Source organism: Emticicia sp. W12TSBA100-4 (assembly GCF_040253585.1).
In the GTDB taxonomy this organism is placed as follows: domain Bacteria; phylum Bacteroidota; class Bacteroidia; order Cytophagales; family Spirosomataceae; genus Emticicia.
Genome location: NZ_JBELAU010000008.1, coordinates 305,342 through 321,486, shown reverse-complemented (window position 1 = coordinate 321,486; position 16,145 = coordinate 305,342). Strand labels below are relative to the sequence as shown.

General features: G+C 37.9%; 14 protein-coding genes. 2 read left to right on the top strand and 12 right to left on the bottom strand.

The genetic code is table 11. The features are described from left to right. Nucleotides 1-23: 23 nt before the first annotated feature. The 5 genes from ABR854_RS13725 to ABR854_RS13705 form a co-directional block, all read right to left on the bottom strand. On the bottom strand, nucleotides 24-1,934 hold the full coding sequence (locus tag ABR854_RS13725; RefSeq protein ID WP_350265980.1) for a glycoside hydrolase family 88 protein: 1,911 nt from the start codon (nucleotides 1,932-1,934) through the stop codon (nucleotides 24-26). A gap of 71 nt (nucleotides 1,935-2,005) precedes the next feature. Then, complete coding sequence (locus tag ABR854_RS13720) at nucleotides 2,006-3,364, bottom strand: glycoside hydrolase family 88/105 protein (protein WP_350265979.1); 1,359 nt, start codon at nucleotides 3,362-3,364, stop codon at nucleotides 2,006-2,008. A 47-nt stretch (nucleotides 3,365-3,411) separates the two neighbouring features. Then, on the bottom strand, nucleotides 3,412-3,726 hold the full coding sequence (gene rhaM / locus ABR854_RS13715) for an L-rhamnose mutarotase (protein WP_350265978.1): 315 nt from the start codon (nucleotides 3,724-3,726) through the stop codon (nucleotides 3,412-3,414). A 308-nt stretch (nucleotides 3,727-4,034) separates the two neighbouring features. Then, the gene (locus ABR854_RS13710) at nucleotides 4,035-4,736 is read right to left on the bottom strand and encodes an acyl carrier protein (protein ID WP_350265977.1); all 702 of its coding nucleotides are present in this window, start codon (nucleotides 4,734-4,736) and stop codon (nucleotides 4,035-4,037) included. 87 nt (nucleotides 4,737-4,823) lie between these two features. Beyond that, nucleotides 4,824-7,217: a glycoside hydrolase family 95 protein gene (locus tag ABR854_RS13705; protein WP_350265976.1), complete on the bottom strand. Its 2,394-nt coding sequence runs from the start codon at nucleotides 7,215-7,217 to the stop codon at nucleotides 4,824-4,826. Between the two features lie 334 nt (nucleotides 7,218-7,551). Here ABR854_RS13705 and ABR854_RS13700 point away from each other — a divergent pair, with 334 nt between their 5' ends. Then, nucleotides 7,552-7,902 (top strand): hypothetical protein, encoded by a 351-nt coding sequence (locus ABR854_RS13700; protein ID WP_350265975.1) that lies wholly within the window; start codon nucleotides 7,552-7,554, stop codon nucleotides 7,900-7,902. Nucleotides 7,903-8,103: 201 nt separating this feature from the next. Here the strand turns inward: ABR854_RS13700 and glyA are convergent, their stop codons facing one another. The 7 genes from glyA to ABR854_RS13665 form a co-directional block, all read right to left on the bottom strand. After that, entirely contained in the window at nucleotides 8,104-9,396 is a 1,293-nt protein-coding gene (glyA, locus tag ABR854_RS13695; RefSeq protein ID WP_350265974.1) for a serine hydroxymethyltransferase, read from the bottom strand. A 266-nt stretch (nucleotides 9,397-9,662) separates the two neighbouring features. After that, the gene (locus tag ABR854_RS13690; protein ID WP_350265973.1) at nucleotides 9,663-10,982 is read right to left on the bottom strand and encodes a hypothetical protein; all 1,320 of its coding nucleotides are present in this window, start codon (nucleotides 10,980-10,982) and stop codon (nucleotides 9,663-9,665) included. Between the two features lie 145 nt (nucleotides 10,983-11,127). Further along, complete coding sequence (locus ABR854_RS13685; RefSeq protein ID WP_350265972.1) at nucleotides 11,128-11,628, bottom strand: hypothetical protein; 501 nt, start codon at nucleotides 11,626-11,628, stop codon at nucleotides 11,128-11,130. A 23-nt stretch (nucleotides 11,629-11,651) separates the two neighbouring features. Beyond that, a complete protein-coding gene (locus tag ABR854_RS13680) occupies nucleotides 11,652-12,398 on the bottom strand; it encodes a CDP-alcohol phosphatidyltransferase family protein (protein WP_350265971.1) in 747 nt (248 codons plus the stop codon). Between the two features lie 75 nt (nucleotides 12,399-12,473). Then, a complete protein-coding gene (locus ABR854_RS13675) occupies nucleotides 12,474-13,109 on the bottom strand; it encodes an MBL fold metallo-hydrolase (RefSeq protein WP_350265970.1) in 636 nt (211 codons plus the stop codon). Between the two features lie 92 nt (nucleotides 13,110-13,201). Then, nucleotides 13,202-13,891 (bottom strand): SAM-dependent methyltransferase, encoded by a 690-nt coding sequence (locus ABR854_RS13670; protein ID WP_350265969.1) that lies wholly within the window; start codon nucleotides 13,889-13,891, stop codon nucleotides 13,202-13,204. Then, on the bottom strand, nucleotides 13,888-14,985 hold the full coding sequence (locus tag ABR854_RS13665) for a PDDEXK nuclease domain-containing protein (protein WP_350265968.1): 1,098 nt from the start codon (nucleotides 14,983-14,985) through the stop codon (nucleotides 13,888-13,890). The genes ABR854_RS13670 and ABR854_RS13665 overlap by 4 nt, the downstream gene beginning before the upstream one ends. Before the next feature lie 105 nt (nucleotides 14,986-15,090). Here ABR854_RS13665 and selD point away from each other — a divergent pair, with 105 nt between their 5' ends. After that, nucleotides 15,091-16,122 (top strand): selenide, water dikinase SelD, encoded by a 1,032-nt coding sequence (gene selD / locus ABR854_RS13660; protein WP_350265967.1) that lies wholly within the window; start codon nucleotides 15,091-15,093, stop codon nucleotides 16,120-16,122. Nucleotides 16,123-16,145: the final 23 nt, after the last annotated feature.

Below are 16,145 nucleotides of genomic sequence, written 5' to 3'. Positions count from 1 at the left end.
CTCTTAACTTTTAGGAATCAAAATTACTTCACTCCCAAAGCCCATTTTGCCAAATCTTTGGCCGCACTGAAGTTTTCGTAAATCATCGGAATTCTTCGTCCGTCGGTATATTCGTTGTATAGCCACGGGTCGCCTACAATAAATACACTTCCTTTGCCTACTTTCGCCGTTGCAATGATGTTATCGCCACCTTCGCGTACAATCGTTTTGGCTGGGGCCTTCACATTGAGTGTTACTAATTCTTTGATATAAACCAATTTAGTATTTTTGAAAACTGGATTTCCCGCAGGAATATCTACACGGCCTTGTTCCCATTTTGTGCCTTGCACCATGTTTCGGCTTTTGTTCGTAAACTCAATACCAAAGGCTTTTGCCAGTTCATTAAAATGAGGAATCTCGCAGTTAGCAGTATCATTGGCCATCATAATGAGTGTTCCACCTGCTTTTACCCAATCAGAAATCACTTTAATATCTGATTTTTGAACAAAATTTGGGTTAGCCGTTTCTTTCTTGGTGTCAGGGTCAACGATGATATAAACATTTACATCTTTTAGATTTGCCGCCGTTGGGGCTGCTGAAATCGTTTTAAGTTTTGCTCCCAATTCTTGGTAAATTTGTCCCCAAACCCAAAAACCTGAGTGCATACGGTCGTCCCAAGTATAGTGGAAAGATTCTTGATTTCCGTTTAAATCTTTTCTGAATTCATTATTGAAGTAATTATCAACCGCTACGGTCTTGCCTTTGCCGAGTGAATTTTCGGCTGCGATTTCCATTTCAACACTTGCAAAAATAAATGGACCAACGCCTTTCAAATCATTTTTGCGGATTGGTTCGCTCAGATAATATTCGTAGCTACCATCACGGTAAGGTGTTCCGCCCAAACCTCCAACACTGACAGTTTTGTTGAAGCTGATTGTACCATCGGCTTCTTTTTCTACAAATTCTTTCAACATTCCTGCGTAACCTTTTTTGGCAGCGGCTAAATAAGTGGCTGGCAAATAACCTTTGCGTACACCTTTGGCGAGGGTATAAACAAACATCGCCGAACCAGAAGATTCAAAATAATTGCCTTTGCGAGTGCCTTGGGTGGTCATCTGATACCATACGCCAGATTTTGGGTCTTGGTATTTGACCAAAGCAGGAGCAAGGCGTTGCAAGTATTTGATAAGATTAGCCCTTTCGGGGTGATTTTCGGGGAAATAATCAAGTACATCGACCAAAGCCATGGCGTACCAGCCAATCGCACGACTCCAAAAATGTGGCGAAAGTCCAGTTTTTTTATCAGCCCATTTTTGTTCTTTGCTTTCGTCGTATCCATGATAAACCAATCCAGTTTTGGCATCAACGGCATATTTTTCAATCAATGCAAATTGCTTGGCAATATCATTGAAATGTTCTGGTTTATTGAAAATCTTGCTGTATTCGGCAGCGAAAGGCTCGCACATGAAAAGTCCATCAAGCCACATTTGGAATGGATAACGTTTTTTGTGCCAATAGCCCCCTTCGTTGGTTTTTGGTTGGTTTTCTATTTGTTTCCAAAGTGCATCGGCTGCTTTTTGGTACTTTTCTTTATCTGGTTGAGATTGTTGGGCAAGCATTAACAAAGCACGGCCAGTTGGTATGTTATCGAGATTGAAATCATCGTATTTGTAAGTACGAATGCTACCATCTTTTTGCACATAACGGTCTAAATCATGGCGGATATACTCAAAATATTTGCCATCACCTGTGCGATACCATACTTTTTCGAGAGCTTTGAGCATCAAACCTTGCTCGTAGTCCCATGCGGCAGGTTTTCCTTCTTTCACGGCAATCGAATCTTTATGACGTTTCATGAAAGATTCTGCCATCCAGACGGAGTATGATTGCCCCCAAACTCCTAAAGGGGAGCTAAGGATAATTAATAAGTAGAAAAATAGTTTTTTGGTATTCATTATGAAAAAAGATTTTGATTTGGATATTAATATTCCCCTTTAGGGACGGTCAGCCGCCGCTGTTAGGGGATTTATTTAGTCAACATTATCGCACTATCATTGAGAGCAAACTTGTGTTTTTTAATAAGGTTAATGATTTCTGCACCCGCAAAAATAGCTGGGCCGTAGCCGTGAGCAGCATACACATTTACTGGGCGATAGTAATAAAATGCTGGTTCGAAGCTCATTCCAGTGCCTACGCAAACGCCTTCTACTTGTCCTTTTTCGGTAACTTTGGTGGCTACGGCATTCCAACCCAATAGTGCCATTGGGCCGTAAGTGGCAGCATCGAGCCAACCTTCGTTGATTCCCTTTGCAATACAATAGGTATAAATAGCGGTTGCCGAAGTTTCTAAATAAGAATCGTTTTTATCGAGCAATTGATGCCAAAAACCTGTACCTGTTTGGTAATAAGCCAAACCTTTGGCGTGGGCTTTGTATAAAGCTAAAATTTCAGCACGCCCTTTATAATCTTTTGGTAGAATATCCAATACCTCAACCATTGTCAGAATTGCCCAGCCGTTGGCTCTTCCCCAGTGAAATTCGGGGTGAGTTTCCATGCTTTCAACCCAACCGTGCATAAAAATACCTAAATCTTTATTGAACATTCGCTTCGAAAAAAGTTGAATTTGTTTCACGGCATCATCATAATATTTAGTATTGCCCGTAAGTTTTCCCATTTGAGCAAGAGCGGGTACACCCATAAACATATCATCGAGCCAAAGTGTGTTTTTGAGTGGACGATTACGAGCCAAAGTACCATCGGCTAAACGATATTCTTTTGTGTAAATGTAATTTAGGTAATTGTCAATCAGTGGGCGAACGTTTTCTTTTACCAAACCATCTCGCATCGCTTTTATCATTGAAACCGACATTGCTCCACAATCATCTAAGGCGTGTGGGGCAATGATTTGGCGAAGTGGCATTCCTGAACTAACAGGAAATTTTGCTTTGATGATTGGCGTCAATTCGGCCAAGAAATTAAGGCGTTGCGTGGTGTATTGAGCAAAACGTGGGTCGCTGGTTGCTTTGCTGGCTGCCAACATTGCTGCATACGTAACACCCCATTCGTAGCTTGTTAGACTAAAATCACCACGATAAACGGTTGCGTTTGTATCAATTTTAGAATAATCTTTAATTTCTTCTTTAGTTGCTTTATTGATAACTCTTATTGGCGTAACGGTATCTAAATAACCGTGAATACGATTTAAAACTTGTGTAACTTCCTCTATTTTCGGACTTCCATAAGGTGTCGGATAGTCAGGTTTGGCTGTATGTAGAGCCTCCGAGTGTAGGGTAGAAGCAGGGGCTTGAACTTGGGCGTAAACAGTGTTTACAAGGAAAAAAGCTACTATTACTTTTTGAAATAAATTTGATGAAAATTGTATCATGATTTTAAGTAAAATTATCGACTGTCGTCTGCGGACTATCGACTAAATTAAGCTAAATAGAAAACATCTTTTAAATCAACACTAACAGGTGAATTATCGGGGTTTGTGTCCATAATATCGGCCATGTATGCCCACCAACGTTTCGTGACGGGGTTATGAGGAATTTGATTGAATTTTTCTAAATCTTCTACTTTCAGCGTTCCGAAAAGAGTATTAGTTTCTTCATCCAAAAAAATCGAATAGTCGCTTACGGTGGCATCTTTCAACACTTGTCCAAGTTCGGGCCATAGTTCGTCGTGGCGACGTTTGTATTCTTCTGCTTGTCCAGCGTGAAGTTTCATTTTAAATCCTAAACGGTGCATATAACTAATGATTGAATGAGCGAATGAATGTTTTATGCTTTATTGGATTGAATAATTTAGGGTCTAAAGCCTTTAAAATTAGCCCGATTTTTGTAGTAAACCAATAATTTTTATGGCTTATTTTACGCAAACGTTATCGGGAACGTTCCCGGAATGGAATTCCCGAAATGATATTTTGAGAAAAAACAATTATGGATAATGAAGGTGAATATTTTGGTAAAGAGAAGGATAGGTAAGTTGAATGTAATAATTGTACTAATAAAATAGCGTATTTTTTATATTTGTTAAGTGAGAAGACACTGGAAAGATTAATCTATGCCTAAATCATGACATATTTTCTTATCAGGTGTTATGAAATGTATTTCGAGTCCTGCCGCATCAGCAATTAGATAGTTTATGATTGATTCCATTTCAATTCTACTTATACCAGTATTTTGAGATAAGGTAGAATAGTTTAAGGAGACTATTTTTGGTGTAAAGTCCAAAACGAATGAAGGGGTAATAGTCGTTCTTAATGGTTCAAGTTTCTTTGAAATGATAGTTGTTAGGATGATTCCCAAAATAGGGGAGACAAGACTCCATTTTGTGTAATCGAAAACTATAATTAGAATTGCTGAAATAAGAAGTCCACCAAGAATTGTTATCACACCAAAATAGTTTAAAAATTTACCCCAAGATTCATTTAAGGTGAGATTAGGGACTTCTAAATTTAAGTTTTTTGAAAATTTTAGATAGAAATCTTTTCGATTTTCTTTTGGAAAAACATCATTTAAATTAGTTGAGAGCAAAAAATCTTTCTTTTGAAATTTAAAATTATCAAAGACATATTGGCGAATTTTGTAGAAAAGCGACTGAGAAATGCACTTTTCTTTATTCTGGTGGTCAAGTTTCCCCCAAACTGCATTATGCAATTCTCCAACTGTTTCTATTTCTTCAGCTTCGTGGTCTGAAATTGATATACTAAATGTTTTTTCAATTTTCACCAGTAAATCAACACTATCAAGTCCCATAATATTCTGTCAATTTTAGGGAATATACATAAAATTATTCCCGTAATCTTATAAAAGTTTTGCAAGATTACGGGAATGATTTTTGATTTACCAAACAATCTCCATTTTCTGCCCAGCAGTCAGCGAAATAGCTTTGGTTTTATTGCCCGAAATCAAGGTAGTTTTACCGCCTTTTTTCGATGAAATGATTACTTTTTTTAGCACTTTTTCGTTCCAATCAAGCGAAACTTCAAATCCACCTCTGGCACAAATTCCTTTTACTGAGCCACTTTCCCAAACGTCGGGTAGGGCAGGGAGGAGGCGAATCTCCTGTTCGTCAGATTGCACCAACATTTCGGCATAAGCGGCTGCTCCACCAAAATTACCATCAATTTGGAAAGGTGGGTGAGCATCGAAAAGATTCGGATACGTTCCGCCACCATTCATGCCTTTCGGTCTAATGGCATCAGGTTCAACATAATTCAATAATTCACGAATCATCTTGTAAGCGTGATTGCCATCTAAGAGCCTTGCCCAAAGATTAATTCTCCAACCCTTACTCCAGCCTGTTGTTTCATCTCCTTTAATTTCAAGCGTTTTGCGGCAGGCGTCGGCCAAAGCAGGGGTTTTTAGTGGCGAAATATGGTTTCCTGGGAAAAGTCCAAACAAATGAGATTGGTGGCGGTGCTGTGGTTCGGCATCTTCCCAATCATAATACCATTCTTGCAGATTGCCTTTTTTACCGATTTGATACGGATATAATTTTGCTAAAGCCGTTTCGAGTTTTGCTCTAAATTCGGCATCGGTATTTAGTATTTTCGATGCTTTGATAGTTTGTTCAAAACATTCACGAATCATGGCTAAATCGGCTGTTCCGCCGTACATGGTAGCTCCTTTATAGCCATTAGGTGCGATGTAAATATTTTCGGGAGACGTTGATGGTGAGGTGATAAGCTTACCATTTTTATCTTCTACCAACCATTCTAAACAAAACTGTGCCGCACCTTGCATGAGCGGATAAGCTTCGTTTTTCAAGAAATTTTGGTCTTTCGTAAAAATATAATGTTCCCACAGGTGTGTACTGAGCCACGCACCACCCATATTCCAGTTGGCCCAACCTGGGTCGCCATCACCAAAATCACCTACTGGATTGCTCATTGCCCAAATGTCTGAATTATGAGCAACCGCCCAGCCATTTACCCCATAAAATGTCTTGGCCGTAACTTTGCCAGTAGTGGCTACATTCTTGATAAATTTCATCATTGGCTCGTGCATTTCGCTCAAATTCGTATTTTCGGCCAGCCAATAATTTTCTTCGGCATTGATGTTGGTTGTGTAATTACTGCTCCACGGTGGACGCATGAACGGATTCCATATACCTTGTAGATTGGCTGGAACTCCCATGGTGCGTGAGCTACTGATGAGTAAATATCGGCCGTACTGAAAATAAAGAATCTCTAAGTTTTTATCTTCTTCGCCTTTGGCGTAGCGTCTGAGACGTTCGTCAGTTGGAAGATTCGGAGCAGTTGTTTTTCCTAAATCTAAACTCACACGATTGAAAAACTTCTGATAGTCAAGCAAATGAGCTTGTTTGATTTGGGTGAAAGTTTTACCAAAAGCTTTGCTTAAATTACTTGCGGCAATTGCTTGATTATTAAGGCCTTGCGTAGCGGGGTTTTTATCGAAACCATTAAAGCTTGTGGCAATCGAAACGTAGATAATGGCTTCGGTTGCACCTTTTACACCCAAAGTGCTATCAGTGCTTACAATTGAGCCGCCAGTATTTTTTATTTTTGCCAGTGTTGTGAAGCGTGTGCCTTTGTTTTCATCAAAAACAATAGGGTTCTCAACCCTTCTATAATTGGGCTCGGCTTTGATTGGTGCGTAGCCATTGGCCTGCAACGTTTGGTTAGGTGTAGAAACCTTGTATTTGAGTAAACTATTAAACTTTACATCAAATGTCAACGCTCCTTTTTGACTACTTGTGAGTTTTACGACCATGATTTGGTCAGGTTGGGAAACAAAATATTCACGAGTATATTTAACACCGTTAATTTCGTAAGTAACCTTTGAAATCGCCTGCGAGATATTCAATTCACGGTAATAGTTTGAGTAATTGGCAGTATTGGCGTGATTAATAAACATCGTTCCGAGCGGTGCATAAGACTCCGAAAATTTACCTTGCAATTTGCGTTGAAGTTGGTCGGCCAATTTATAATCTTCATTTTTGAGAGCCTCTCTGATGGCAGGTACGTTTTTATACGCATCAGGATTCATATTGGCGTTGACTGGCTCGCCCGACCAAAGTGTGGCATCATTAAGCAAGATTTTATCTGATTCTACCCCACCAAAAACGGTTGCTCCAAGTTTTCCATTTCCGAGAACGAGTGTTTCTTCAAAATGCTTAGCAGGTTGTTTGTACCAAAGTGTATTGGTTGATTGAGCGAAGGTTTCGCACGAGAGTATAAGCAAAGCCAATACTTTCAGAGACTTATTGAACATAATTGATTAAGGAGGGTTTATTTTTTGTAAAGATAAAAAAACACGTTTAAATAATCGCTTGTATTTGAAATATTACTATATTTATCTACATTTGTATATATTTGTTAAAGAATGTTAACAAGTAGAAAAATATCTGTTTTAATCTGCAACTTTGTACTACGTTTTTGCATCTTATATATGTAATCTGTTTTACGAACCATTTATCATAATTTTCGACCGTTCATCAGAAAATATGAAAAATAAAAGGTACTATGTATTGCATAATACTAAATAAAACACATATCTTTGTATTGTCAATCAGATAATGAGTTCAGACACGCTAAACGCAACACTTATGAAAAAGCTATTATTACTTCTTGCAATCACTTCAATCAGTTTCGGTTCGATGGCTATGGGTTTTCCTCAGAATACCTACGAGCAGCAACGCACATTGAGTAAGAATATCAAGCAAAAGAATTTGGTAAACGAACTCGAAAAATCAATTAAAGTAAATCTTGAAAGTATTACAAGCGTAAAAGAAGATACCAACGTACAATCGTTTGTAGAAATGTTAACGAATTATGTGGTTGAGTTTTTTTCAGAAAGATTATTTGGCAAAAGTGTAGCGAAATGCGAAATTTTGAAAGAAACTAAGAATGAATGTTTGGCAATCAAACAAGAATTTGAGTATTATTTTGTAGCATAATCTGTCGAACGAAGCGTCGTTTCGTTCGCAAAGAATTTATATACGGTTTAGTTAGGGTTTAGAAAAAGGCTTGATTCGTTTGAACCAAGCCTTTCTTATTTTTTGTGGAGCGAACATCCTGTTCGCATAATGCACAAAAAAAGTGTGATACAGTCTGAAACCATATCACACTCTCAAACAAGTTAGAAACTTATTCTACAATCAATATTGAAACAACGGATAGTTTTTCATCCAGTTGTTGATTTCGCCTCTTACATTCGCAATTTTTGTTGCGTTATCGTGGTTCATCAATACTTCATCAATCAAATCTACGATACGAATCATGTCGGCTTCTACCAAACCACGAGTGGTCATGGCTGAAGTTCCTACACGCATACCCGAAGTAGTCATGGCGGTTTTATCATCAAACGGAACCATGTTTTTGTTTACCGTAATATCTGCTTGAATCAATGAGTTTTCAGCAATTTTACCAGTTAAGTTTTTCGGACGTAAGTCAATCAACATCAAGTGATTATCTGTTCCGCCAGAAATAACTTTATAGCCACGGTTCATAAATTCTTGAGCCATTACTTTGGCATTTTTCTGAACTTGTACTTGGTAGTTATAGAAACCTTCGGTTAATGCTTCGCCAAAAGCAATTGCTTTAGCGGCTATAATATGCTCCAATGGCCCACCTTGTGTTCCTGGGAAAACACCAGAATCCAATAAAGACGACATCATTCTGATTTCGCCTTTTGGCGTTGTAATTCCGAAAGGATTTGGGAAATCATTACGCATCATGATTACACCACCACGAGTACCACGGAGGGTTTTGTGCGTAGTTGTTGTCACGATATGGCAGTGGTCGAATGGGTCATTTAATAAACCTTTCGCCACTAAACCTGCCGGGTGAGAAATATCTGCTAATAGAATAGCACCGATTGAATCGGCAATCTGACGAAGACGGATATAATCCCAGTCACGAGAATAAGCCGATGCTCCACAGATAATCATTTTTGGACGCTCACGGTGAGCAGTTTCTTCCACCTTATTCCAGTCGATTAGACCAGTTTCTTCTTCAACACCGTAGAAGAATGGTTGGAAGTACTTTCCTGAAATATTTACTGGCGAACCGTGCGAAAGGTGTCCACCGTGGGCAAGGTTAAAGCCCAAAATTTTATCACCAGGTTTCAAACATGCCACAAAAACTGCCATATTCGCCTGAGCTCCAGAGTGCGGCTGAACGTTTGCCCAAGTAAGATTAAATAATTGTTTGAGACGGTCGATAGCGATTTGCTCAACTTGGTCAACTACCTCACAACCACCATAATAGCGTTTTCCTGGAAGACCTTCAGCGTATTTATTTGTCAAAACACTACCTGCCGCTTCCATCACCTGTGGCGACACGAAGTTTTCAGAAGCAATCAGTTCGATGCCATGTAATTGGCGATTGTTTTCTTTCGTGATTAAATCAAAGATTTGCGTGTCACGAATGATGGAAGTTTCTACAGACATAATTTGGTAAATTGGTTATCAGTTATTGGTTATTGGTGTTTCCAACCAACACCAGCTTTGGAGTCATTAGATTACAAAATTAACTGATAATTAATAGAAGATGAATTTTTGACAAAATAATATTTGGCAGACTTTGAATTGTTGAGGAGTTTCTTGGTAAAGTTATATTTTTAGTGTGCAGTTTGTTGTCTTCAGTTTGCAGTCAAGAATCTTTAAACTGCTCATTGAGCATTGCCCACTGAGAACTGCCTACTGAAGACTGTAAACTATCGCACAAACGTACTTTCTTTCAGCATTTTTTCTAAAACCTCACAGCTTGAAACATACGAAAGTTCGGTTTGATAACTACCTCCATTAATAATAAAGACTCGTGGGTGTGCCTTGAAAAATGCTTTTTTGTAGGCATCTGCCAATGTTTCTAAGCCAATATCAAGGCGTTTTTCGTTGATTTCGGCTTCGCTGTATTCTTGTAATGATTCTTTCTGCCAATAATTTCTCGAAATCTTTCTCTCTAAATCTGGAATATTACACTTTAGATTGGCATCTATTTGAATGCGATAAGCCTTTACTTTGCCAAATGAAAATATATTAATTGCATCATTTGAATTATTTGCGACTGCTTGACTCCTAAAACCTCCTCTGCTTGCATAAACTCTATTAATATGATGAGGCAATAATTTCCCATCTCTGACAGCCTGAGTAATTATTGAGCTAATATCGTTTTCTTTTGCTGGGAATGAACTGGAAAAAATGTCAAGAACGATACTACTATTCAGCATCGAATTATTGAAATTTTGCTCAGAGAAGTAAAATATACGTCTATCTTTTGAAGGGTTTTGGGAATCTCTACCCGAAAGCCCAATCAAATTTTCATCAGGATATCCGCTATTTTCGATGATTCTGATAATGGAATTATATACAAGGTGCTGATTTTTTGAGAATATCTCGTTATTAATTTTTCTTAAACTGTCTTGTTGGAGTTTGAGTTTTCCTGATAAATTATTAAAAAAATATAGACTATCAGTAAAGCTTATTCGGTTGATTGTTATGGTTGTATCTTTTCCATTTCTTTTGACGTTTATTGTCTGGGGAAGTGCTTGGCTCTTTTTAAAGTAATCTCTTAAATCAGCTGTGAGAGGTGTATAAATTTCTTTTGTACCGAAAGCATAAATTTTATTCAAACTATCTCTCAGTTCTCGATTGATATTGGGCTTTACCTGCTTCATTTGGCTCTCAAATTTGTTCCATGTTTTGCAAGTATCAGCCACATAATGAAAGAAAACATCTTTACGCAAACTATCCCAAGGATAACCTTTTTCTACGATTTTTTCTAAATAATCAAACATAGTTGGCATCTTGCCTACCATTGCGGCACAAATGGCGGCATTGTAATAATCTTTGGCGAAGGGCTTTTTTACATTATCGAAAGCGGCTTTATAATAATCGAGTGCTTCGTAATAATTAGTATCGACAATTGCCAATTCGGCCGAATTGATGATTGGGTGGTAGATACGAGTAAAATCGCCTTGGGCGAATAAAACCCGATAGGGGAATAAATAGATAAGTATCAGTAATAGGTTTTTCATAAATGTGGTGCGAGTCGTGTATTTGTTGAGAATAATCGTAGGAACGTCCAAATTGGACGTTCTGAGGAAAATCTATCTAAAAATAGAAAAACCTACTCAAAGTTGAGCAGGTTTTAGGAAACATTAACATTGTTTTAACAAATTCTTAGGATAAAAACTTGAGGTTCATTGCATAAAGCCCTGAGAAAATAGCGGCATTAATCAAAGCCATAACTCCAATACCCCAGCCAGCAGCTCCACCCATGATAACGATTGGAGCAATAATACCAATGGCATTGCCAGCAATATATACCCAAAAGCCCTTTTTACGGAGTCCCCATATCCAAACTGCACCTAAAATCAATAAAACACTCGAAATCAAGGTCATCACTCCCGAAGTAACTAAAGTATCTTTTTGAATGAGTTTGTTGGCTTCTTCTTGCGATTCTTCAATTTTTTCAAGGTCTTTTTCCGACATATATTTTGAAAACATATCCATTACCATTTCGTTGGCTTGTTCTTTACTTTCGATTACTTTTTCGGGAGTAAAAATATTCGGAATTGCTCCATAGAATTTGTAGGCGTTCCAGACAAGTGTTAGAACACATAAAATCGTCAGAAACATCGGACGAACGGAGGTTTGGTTTTCTTCAAATGGATTTTGCATGATTTTATATTTTAAATGACGGTTTATGAGTTTTTCGGTAGAAAGTTATTGATAACCGATAAAATGATATACAAAAATATGATTAACGGTATGGCCAAGAATTTTAAACTCACGAGTAAAATTACAGAAAGAATCAGAAAAATGTATTTGATTTGATTAGATTTCCAAGCAAAACTCTTGAATTTGAGTGCAAATAATGGTATTTCTGAAATTAGTAAATAACTCATAATGAGCGTGTAACTAATTAAGAATGTAGAGTTAAGAATTAAGAATTTGTATTCGGGATTAAATTCTAAAATCAATGGAAACGAAGCCACCACAAAAGCATTGGCGGGTGTAGGAACACCAATAAATGAATCGGACTGACGGGTATCAATGTTGAACTTGGCCAGACGCAAACATGAAAAAAGTGCCAAAATAAATGCCACATAAGCCAAAGTAGGCAAATGTGTTTGTGATAAAAGATTTGATGGAATTAAATCAGATAAAACGGTATTTTGGGTTGTTGTAATCTGAATCAATTTGGCAAGAATAAACGAAGGCAAAACGCCAAACGTAACCATATCGGCCAACGAATCGAGTTGTTTACCAATTTCAGAATGCTGTTTGAGTAAACGAGCCACAAATCCATCTAAGAAGTCGAGCACTCCTGCTATAAATATCAAATAAGAAGCCCAAAGCAGATTTCCTTCAAAAACAAAAACGATACCCAAGCAACCACAAAGTAGATTGCCGAGTGTCATTATATTTGGAATAGTAAATAATTTCATAAGATTGTAGAACAAGTTTCTAACTTGTTCGATTACGTCAATAAATTTATACAGAGAACAACTCACAAAATTGTTCTACAAAAAAGGATTTGTCTTACGTTCGTAGCCGATAGTCGTTGGGTCGCCATGACCAGAATAAACCTTATAATCATCATCAAGCGTCAGAAACTGCGTTTCTATGCTATGAATCAATGCTTCGTGGCTGCAGAATGGAAAATCGGTTCTGCCAACGCTTCCTCTGAAAAGTACATCGCCACCAATCACAAATTTTTGAGTATGATTCACAAAAGCTAAATGTCCAGGAGCATGACCTGGCACAAATCTGATTTCAAGTTCCGAATTTCCGAAGAAAATTTTATCATTTTCATCAATAAAATCATCGGCTTCAACTGGTTCGTAGCCTCTTATTCCCCACATTCGGCAGCGGTTTTCTACATCAGCCAAAATCGGAATTTCGTTTTTGTGAATCAGCATCTGCACGCCGAATTTACGCTTCACATAAGCAGCTCCAAAAACATGGTCGAGGTGACAATGTGTTTGCAATAACTGTTTTACTACCAAACGATTATCGGCAATAAAATCGGCCAGTTCTTCTTTTTCGTATTGTGCCAAACAGCCAGCATCAATAATGACGGCTTCGTGAGTTTCGTCCCACAAAATATATGTATTTTCCGCAATCGGCGAGAATGTAAAGAAATGTATGTTTATCATAAATGATTAGTCAACGATCGATGGACGATAGTCCACAGGTTTTTACTTATTTGTTTTTTCTATCGACTATTGTCTATCGACAGTCGACTATATCACAAAAGTAAAAAAATAGTGGGCTTTTTGTGTAAATCGGGTTTAGATTTTCGCCAGTCTTTCACTCTTAGCGTTTTGATGAACTCGTCTTGGTCAGTTACGTTGCAGGCGATACATAGTAAAGTTTCGGGGTTGAGGTTTTGCAAAACATCTTCCAGTAGTTGATTATTGCGGAAAGGTGTTTCCATAAAAATCTGCGTTTGGTGTTTTTTCTTGGCCAATTGCTCTAAATCTTTCAAGACTTTTATTCGTGCTGATTTATCAATCGGAAGGTAGCCATTGAACGTAAAACTCTGCCCGTTGAAACCGGAAGCCATCAAAGCCATGAGAATCGAACTTGGACCCACCAATGGTACAACTTTATGCCCGAGTTGGTGAGCAAAACCTACGGCAACCGCTCCAGGGTCGGCCACACCTGGGCAACCTGCTTCGCTAATGATACCCGCATTGGTTTTTAGTTTTTTGAGCTGAGCAAGGGTTTGGTCGTGGGGTGTATCTTTGTTTAGTTCATAAAACGTAATATCATCAATTACTTTATTGAGCTTTAGGCTACTAATAAATCGTCGAGCGGTGCGGAGTTCTTCCACAAAAAATACATTCAATTCGCTCACGACTGCCTTTATTTGGGGTGGTAAAACGGTTTCTTGCGTGTCGGGTGCGAGAATGGTAGGTATCAGAAAAAGGGTCATAGTTTGTTTAGTTCAGCTTCAATTTCTTCGATGCTTGGAAGGCTTCCTTTGAGTTTTTCGGGTAAAATTTTCCTTAAATCATATTCTGAGATGCCAATTGGTTTTTCAATGCCTCTGAGAGCGTATTCGGCTTCTAAATTATCTTTCGTTTTGCAGATGATTATTCCAATCGTTGGTTGGTCGGTTTCATGTTTTAGCTTTTCATCAACAACATTCAAATAGAAGTTGAGTTTTCCTGCAAATTCGGGTTGAAATTCAACAACCTTTAGCTCAATAACCACAAAACACCTGAGTTTGAGGTGATAAAAAAGCAAATCAATAAAATATTCTTTTTCACCTAAATAGATAGGATATTGCTTGCCAACAAACGAAAAGCCAGCACCTAATTCGAGCAAAAATTCAGTAATTTGCTGAATGAGGGCTTTTTCTAAATCTCGCTCATTATACTTTTCGGTTAATTGAAGAAAATCAAATTGATATGGGTCTTTCAGCAATTGATTGGCGAGGTCAGACTGAGATTGTGGCAAAGTGGCAATAAAATTATTGACAGCTTTACCCTGTCTTTCGTATAAATTACTTTCAATTTGATGCAATAAAATACTTCTACTCCAATTATTTTCAATTGTTTTTTGAATGTAAAATATCGCTTCTTGGGTATTTTTTATTTTTTGAATAATTACAATATGATGTCCCCAAGGAATCTTAAATAATTCATTATCTAATTGCAAAGCAGCTTGTTGACTTTTTATAAGTTGTTGATTATTAGTGGTTTCAAATTCGTCAACAAGTTGTTGGCGAATTTGATTAGAATTATAAAAGAGAAAAAATTGCTTACAATACTTTAGATTAGACACTGAAAATCCACCAATATTAGGAAACTCAGCTTTTAAGTCTTTGCTAAGTTGGTCAATAAATCCACTTCCCCATTTGGCGGTTTCTTGCTTCTCTACAATTTGCTGACCCAGTTCCCAATAAAGTTGAATCAACTCTCTATTAACAGCCAGCGATGCTTTTATTTGACTTTGTTGAATCTTGATTTTTAGTCCAAAAAGCCAGCTTTTATAATCAATATTACTTATTTCACTATTCATCATAGATAATTTTGTTTCTGGAATGCTGATTTTAAAAACCAGTTTTATCAAAACCATTCTACAATATTATGTATTTTTACGACGGTTTACAAAATCATCAATTCTACCATGTCTGAAATAAAACTTACACAATATAGCCACGGCTCTGGCTGCGGATGCAAAATTTCCCCGAAAGTTCTTGACCAAATCTTACACACAATTACGCCACAAAATACTTTTTCGAACCTTTTGGTGGGAAATAAAGATAAAGACGATGCCGCAGTTTTTGATTTAGGCAATGGCGAAGCCATTATCAGTACGACTGACTTTTTTATGCCAATCGTTGACGATGCCTTTGATTTTGGTCGAATCGCTTCGACCAATGCTTTGAGCGATATTTATGCAATGGGTGGAGAACCAATGATGGCGATTGCCATTTTAGGTTGGCCGATTGATACAATTCCTGCCGAAATTGCTCAGAAAGTGTTGGATGGAAGTCGTGCGACTTGCACAGCCGCCAATATTCCGTTGGCAGGTGGACATAGCATTGATAGTCCCGAGCCATTTTTTGGTTTGGCCGTAACTGGAAAAGTAAAAATTGAGCATCTAAAACAAAATTCAACTGCTACCGAAGGATGTTTATTATACCTCACAAAACCGCTCGGTGTTGGCCTTTTGGCAACGGCTCAGAAAATGGGGATTTCAAACCCAGAATATTTGCAAGTGGCTGTTAATCAGATGGCTACGCTCAATAAAGTAGGGGCAGATTTAGGAAAACTTTCAGAAGTAAAAGCCATGACTGATGTAACAGGTTTCGGACTTTTAGGACATTTGGTAGAAATGTGCGAAGGAAGCAATCTAAGTGCTGAAATCTCCTACGAAAAAGTGCCGAAAATGCCCGAAGCGAATGATTATTTATATCCGTTTTGTGCTCCCAAAGGCTGTAATACCAACTGGGAAAGTTATGGTGAAAAAGTTTCGGCCATCAATGATACTCAAAGGATTTTATTGGCTGACCCACAAACCAGCGGCGGACTTCTGATTGCCGTAGAACCAGCAGGAAAAGAAGCATTAGAACGAATTTTGCAAGAAAATGGCATTTCGGCTGAGCCTTTCGGACAAATGATTGCTAAAACTGAGAAAAGTATCAATGTGATTTAATTACCCAATTTTTTATTCATAGC

Bases quoted from the DNA above. Each gene is read 5' to 3' on its own strand.
- ABR854_RS13685 (WP_350265972.1), bottom strand. From the start codon at position 11,628: ATGCAAAATCCATTTGAAGAAAACCAAACCTCCGTTCGTCCGATGTTT.
- ABR854_RS13720 (WP_350265979.1), bottom strand. From the start codon at position 3,364: ATGATACAATTTTCATCAAATTTATTTCAAAAAGTAATAGTAGCTTTT.
- ABR854_RS13665 (WP_350265968.1), bottom strand. From the start codon at position 14,985: ATGATGAATAGTGAAATAAGTAATATTGATTATAAAAGCTGGCTTTTT.
- glyA (WP_350265974.1), bottom strand. From the start codon at position 9,396: ATGTCTGTAGAAACTTCCATCATTCGTGACACGCAAATCTTTGATTTA.
- selD (WP_350265967.1), top strand. From the start codon at position 15,091: ATGTCTGAAATAAAACTTACACAATATAGCCACGGCTCTGGCTGCGGA.
- ABR854_RS13670 (WP_350265969.1), bottom strand. From the start codon at position 13,891: ATGACCCTTTTTCTGATACCTACCATTCTCGCACCCGACACGCAAGAA.
- rhaM (WP_350265978.1), bottom strand. From the start codon at position 3,726: ATGCACCGTTTAGGATTTAAAATGAAACTTCACGCTGGACAAGCAGAA.
- ABR854_RS13680 (WP_350265971.1), bottom strand. From the start codon at position 12,398: ATGAAATTATTTACTATTCCAAATATAATGACACTCGGCAATCTACTT.
- ABR854_RS13700 (WP_350265975.1), top strand. From the start codon at position 7,552: ATGAAAAAGCTATTATTACTTCTTGCAATCACTTCAATCAGTTTCGGT.
- ABR854_RS13710 (WP_350265977.1), bottom strand. From the start codon at position 4,736: ATGGGACTTGATAGTGTTGATTTACTGGTGAAAATTGAAAAAACATTT.
- ABR854_RS13725 (WP_350265980.1), bottom strand. From the start codon at position 1,934: ATGAATACCAAAAAACTATTTTTCTACTTATTAATTATCCTTAGCTCC.
- ABR854_RS13675 (WP_350265970.1), bottom strand. From the start codon at position 13,109: ATGATAAACATACATTTCTTTACATTCTCGCCGATTGCGGAAAATACA.
- ABR854_RS13690 (WP_350265973.1), bottom strand. From the start codon at position 10,982: ATGAAAAACCTATTACTGATACTTATCTATTTATTCCCCTATCGGGTT.
- ABR854_RS13705 (WP_350265976.1), bottom strand. From the start codon at position 7,217: ATGTTCAATAAGTCTCTGAAAGTATTGGCTTTGCTTATACTCTCGTGC.